At 42.3% G+C, this 5108-nt stretch carries 5 protein-coding genes; 2 read left to right on the forward strand and 3 right to left on the reverse strand.

Annotation, left to right across the window (positions count from 1 at the left end; genetic code table 11):
* The coding region (locus tag ACR2F7_RS01040; RefSeq protein ID WP_432711756.1) for a DinB family protein at nt 1–495 on the forward strand (495 nt) is incomplete at its 5' end.
* Nucleotides 496–542: 47 nt separating this feature from the next.
* Complete coding sequence (locus ACR2F7_RS01045) at nt 543–1388, forward strand: VOC family protein (protein WP_432711757.1); 846 nt, start codon at nt 543–545, stop codon at nt 1386–1388.
* A 54-nt stretch (nt 1389–1442) separates the two neighbouring features.
* Here ACR2F7_RS01045 and efp read toward each other — a convergent pair whose 3' ends face one another.
* The 3 genes from efp to ACR2F7_RS01060 form a co-directional block, all read right to left on the reverse strand.
* Complete coding sequence (gene efp / locus ACR2F7_RS01050) at nt 1443–2003, reverse strand: elongation factor P (protein WP_432711758.1); 561 nt, start codon at nt 2001–2003, stop codon at nt 1443–1445.
* Between the two features lie 121 nt (nt 2004–2124).
* Nucleotides 2125–3762 carry a mechanosensitive ion channel family protein gene (locus ACR2F7_RS01055; RefSeq protein ID WP_432711759.1) on the reverse strand — a complete coding sequence of 546 codons (1638 nt, stop codon included), beginning with the start codon at nt 3760–3762 and terminating at the stop codon, nt 2125–2127.
* Between the two features lie 83 nt (nt 3763–3845).
* Complete coding sequence (locus ACR2F7_RS01060; protein ID WP_432711760.1) at nt 3846–5108, reverse strand: BamA/TamA family outer membrane protein; 1263 nt, start codon at nt 5106–5108, stop codon at nt 3846–3848.

Consider the following 5108-nt stretch of genomic DNA (forward strand, 5'->3'; position numbering starts at 1 on the left):
TTAGATTCTTTAAAGCACAGCGTAGATGGTTTAAGTGCTGCACAACTGCAGTATAAACCTGCAGCAGATAAATGGTCTGTTAGCCAATGCTTAGAACACATTGTGCTTGCCGAAAGAATGATTTTTAGCTTTGCCAGACAAGGCATGGATAAACCTGCACAGCCTGAGCGTAGAAAAGAGATAAAAATGAAGGATGAGGATTTGATCAAAGGCATTAACGACAGGAGCCATAAAGCCAAAGCTTCAAAAGAAATGATAGGAACAGGGAAATACACCAACGCTGCTGCTGCCCTTCAGGAATTGGAAAATGACAGGAAAAATGTATTAGCCTACCTGGATACTGTAGCTGTAGACAACCTGCGGAATCACGTCAGTGAGTCACCCTTTGGTCCTCTGGATGGTTACCAATCGTTTTTGTTTATTCCGGGGCATACCTCAAGGCACACCCTGCAAATTATAGAAATCAAGGCAGATCCTAATTTCCCAAAACAGTAGCGTTTGCACTAAAATTTTTATTACCGTTTAAAATTAATTTAGAACATATGGAAAATTCAATATATCCCTGTATCTGGTTTGATGGCAATGCAAAAGAAGCTGCAGAATTTTATTGTACCGTCTTTAAAAATGCAGAAATAACCGCAGATACCCCACTTGTCGTTACTTTTTCTATCCAGGGGCAACAGTTGATGGGCTTAAATGGTGGCCCTATGTTCCATCCCAATCCCGCTATCTCTCTATTTGCTACATTTGATACCGAAGATGAGGTTGTACAGGCCTGGGATGCCTTAAGTGTAGCAGGAAAAGTGCTGATGCCTTTAGACACTTATCCATGGAGTACAAAATATGGTTGGGTAGAAGATCAATATGGTGTTTCCTGGCAACTGTCGTTCAGTGATGCTAATGGTGAAGCAGCACAGGTTTTCCCGGCATTGATGTTTACGGGGGAGCAAAATGGAAAGGCCGAAAAAGCCATCAATTTCTATACCTCGCTGTTCAAGGATTCTTCCATTGAGGTCATGGCCAGGTATGAACCTGGTGATGGCGATACGGTAGGCCATGTGAAATATGCACAGTTCAGCTTAAATGGAAACAGACTGGCAGCCATGGAAAGTTCTATGGAGCATCAGTTTGGTTTTAATGAAGGTTTAAGCCTGGTGGTCAGCTGTGATACACAGGAAGAGATTGACTTTTTCTGGAACAGCTTTACGCAAGAAGGTAGAGAGGGTAATTGTGGCTGGTGCCAGGATGCTTTTGGCGTATGGTGGCAGGTAGTACCTTCAATTTTAGGCCAGCTGATGTCAGACCCTGAAAAAGCACCTAAAGTAATGGACGCCTTTATGAAAATGAAAAAGTTTGATATCGGTACTTTAGTCAGTGCAGCAGCATAATTATTAATACGTGTCTTTTTTACCTGCCAGGTAAAAAAGACACGTATATAAAGCTTATTTTACACGCTCAACATATTCGCCTGTACGCGTATCAACTTTTACTTTGTCGCCCTGGTGAACAAACAAAGGAACTTTAATCTCTACACCAATTTCTGTAGTCGCATATTTCTGTGCACCTGAAGAGGTATCACCTTTAACTGCGGGCTCTGCATAAGTAATTTCTAACTCAACAAAGTTAGGTGCCTGTGCCATTATAGGCTCTTCACCTTCCATAGAAACGATAACGTTCATTCCTTCTTTCAAGAACTTTGCAGAAGGGCCAAACAATGCTTTAGCCACATTGAATTGGTCGAAAGAGGTATTATCCATTACTACAAAATAATCACCTTCTTCATATAAATATTGAAAGTCGTTAGTTTCTACACGGCAAATTTCAACTTGCTCATCAGTACCTAAACGCGCTTCTACAATTTTTCCTGTTTTAATATTTCTAAATTTACCTAAGTAGAAAGCACCACCTTTACCTGGTGTACGGTGTATAAACTCAGTAACTGTTACCAGTTCACCGTTATAACGTAATATATTTCCAACTTTAGTTTCAGATGCCTTTGCCATATATAGTATTTGTAAAATTTGAGCCCAAAGATATATGCTTTTTTGTATTTTTATACTTGAACTTGATCAATTATTGTAATTTCTATTCCAATCTTGTTGCTGCGTCAGCAGGTTTGTTCGTTTAATTTTCCTGATCTTTAGCTAGGTAAAGGGTTTGTGAGGGAAATGCGAAGCTGGTGCCAGAGGCTTTCACTACATCCATCAGCTGTAGCAACAGCTCTTCCTGAATGCGAAGGAATTCATCATTATCCATGGTATTGATGTAGCCATATATTTCAAGGGTAAGGGCTTCTGCACCTAATTCTATAAAACTTACCCTAGGGGTAGGGATCACATTGGGGTTTTTGGCCAACAGCGCACGGATTTCTACCAGCAGTTTCCGTATTTGTTCAGGACTGGTGTCAAAGCGTAAACGCAACAGGGGGTGGAACAAAAACCTATCCCGAGGTGCAAAGTTCTCAATTTTCATGGAAGAGAATTCACCATTTGGAATACTCACCACGGTACGATCGCCGGTACGGATTTGTGTAGTCCGCATCCCTATCTGCTCAACAGTACCACTAATGCCACCGGCTTTGCAATAATCACCTACACGAATAGGATGGTCTGCAATAATGGTTACACTGCCCACCAGGTTTTCTACTGTTTTTTGTGTACCCAATGCCAGGGCAATACCACCTATACCAAGCGCAGTAAGCCAGGTGGAAACATTGAAACCAATGTTGTCCAGAATGGCTAAAACACCCAATACACAAAGGGCTACTTTTGCTGCGCGACGAAGAAAGAGCACTGCCGAAACCCCTGCATGGTTGCCTTTTTGACGCATTCTTCTTTCCGTAAGCTTGGAAATGAATTCCAGCAGCTGCCATAACAACAGCAACACGGCAATTAAACCAACAATAATGGTGACGTCACTTAGGCGCTGCCGTATTAAAATAGAGATCCCCAAATAGCGACTGCCCACCACAAAAAGCCAGACACCAAGGTAAAGCTGTATGGGCCTAACGAAGGATTGAATGATACCTGCAGCAGATTCTTCTCTTGCTCTTCGCCAGACCAGAGGGATAAAAAAGACAAAAAACCTGGTGATAGCGCCAGCAACTAAATAGGCCACCACAATAAGCACCACAATGGCCACCCAGTGGGCTATAGGTACATCGGCCCACTTATTTTCTAATAGAAACTTCGATGACAATTTTTCAACAAGGGTAGGTTCCTGTACTATCACCGTATCAACAGGGAGGCTCTTCAGGGTTTCTGTAGAAAAAAGCCAGATAGGGGAACCATCATTATCTTCTGCCTGCTCCACAAGAAGGTCCAGATTTTTATCGTTCACCGTAACCTCACCAACAATATCTAAATTAGGGGGCAGGTTATCATCTTGCTGACCTGCAGCTTCTTTACTGATTCTGGAGGTAGAATAAATATGCCCGTTTTCTTCAATTAACCGCTGTAGCGTCTTTGCCAGCTTCTCTGGCTTTTTGCCTTTTTTGAGGCTTTTGTCAAGATTCAGGTACAAGATGGCATTGTCGTAATCTTCAGAACTTACCGCCTTTAAAAATCCTTGCACCGTGCCCAGGGGATTCCTGCGGCCCAGCGAATCTGGAGGCCATACTTTGGTAGAATCTTGCGGAGCCTCGGTCTTGGTGTCTTTAGGAAGTATTTGTGCTACCCCTTGCTGGAATGCACACAAAAATAAAGTGCAGACGAAAAGATTAAAAAACAGCTTTCTGATGAATGTGGGTTTGGTAGACTTCATTATTTAAATAAATTCTTTATAAATGAACTGGTTACAAAATTATTTATTTTTAAACATTTAAACGAGGTTTATAGGCGCAATGATTAAAAGGATTCATTGAGGCCTAAAAATAAACCTCGCTTTCCATATTTGCCTATCGCATAATCTATACATAAATTAGTACGTGTGGCTTTATTAAACAGTACGCGTAAACCCGCACCGCCACCGGGTTGCCAGTAATCAAACAAACGGGTTTGTAAATCATCATTGGCAGATTGAACATTAACAAAGGCCACGCCGCCAATAAACTTGTTTTTGGTAATAGGGAAGCGGTATTCTACTTCAGAAGAGAAAAATTTTGTCCCTTTAAAATAAGCAATGGTATACCCTCTGCCACTGCGCCCACTTGGGTCTTTACCTGTACCAGGCAGCTCCAGGTAAGGCAGGGCACCACTGATGAGGTAGGAGCCATAATTCCAAAAGGCTATGACATGTTCTGGATTGCGATGAGACAGGCTCCAATATTTGCGGAAATCGGTGGTTATTTGTACTGCATTTTTGGAGCTGCCCATCCATGATTGGTTCATTCTCACCCCTGCATCGGCATAAATACCGTTATAGGCGCGGTTTTGGTTATCACGAGTGGTATATTGGATACTAAAAAGCAGGCCATTAGAAGAGGAATGGTCACGTTCAAAACCATAGCGGTCGCTGTAAATATTATATGGGGTCAGCTCTTCGTCTGTTAAACGGTTCTCTATCTTTCTCCTGATATCGAAGGTTACCCCGGCACCAACAAATAAGTTATCTTTAATCTGCCTGTATACTTTTTCCCTGAAATTGTAAAACTGACCGTGTAAAACATATGGCGTACGGTCATTATTGGTCAGCGCCTGGTCTTCTTCGCTGCCGCCTTTTGCTTCTCCAATACCCATTCCGAAATCTGGTGTAACGGTTTTTGCCGCTACCAGGCTCCCCTGGAGGTTCCATTGATTACCCGGGGTAAAAACATTATGACTGAGGTAAAAATAAATAATACCTTTAGTGGTAATGGATGCCGATGTGGCAGCGACTGACATCAGTGTGCTTTCTTCTCCGCCTAATTTTTTACCGGCCACCGCCTTTATGCCAATCTGTGCACCTATGCTGGGGTTGTAGGCAACATTGGGCATATATGTAATGCCCGATTTAACCTTGAGGCCTACAGGTTGACTATGGGGATGAATTATTTGCCTGATTAAATCGGCTACATCATATTGCTCGACATTATTTTGCTTGTTTTTATCCATTGAAGCGCTATTGCGTAGGGAATCTGCTTTTAAAGAATCAACAGGGGGAAGGTCCTGGCCAAAGGCACTATTGCCCAT

Origin of the sequence: Pedobacter sp. (assembly GCF_045628745.1) — a bacterium.
Taxonomy (GTDB): Bacteria; Bacteroidota; Bacteroidia; order Sphingobacteriales; family Sphingobacteriaceae; genus Pedobacter.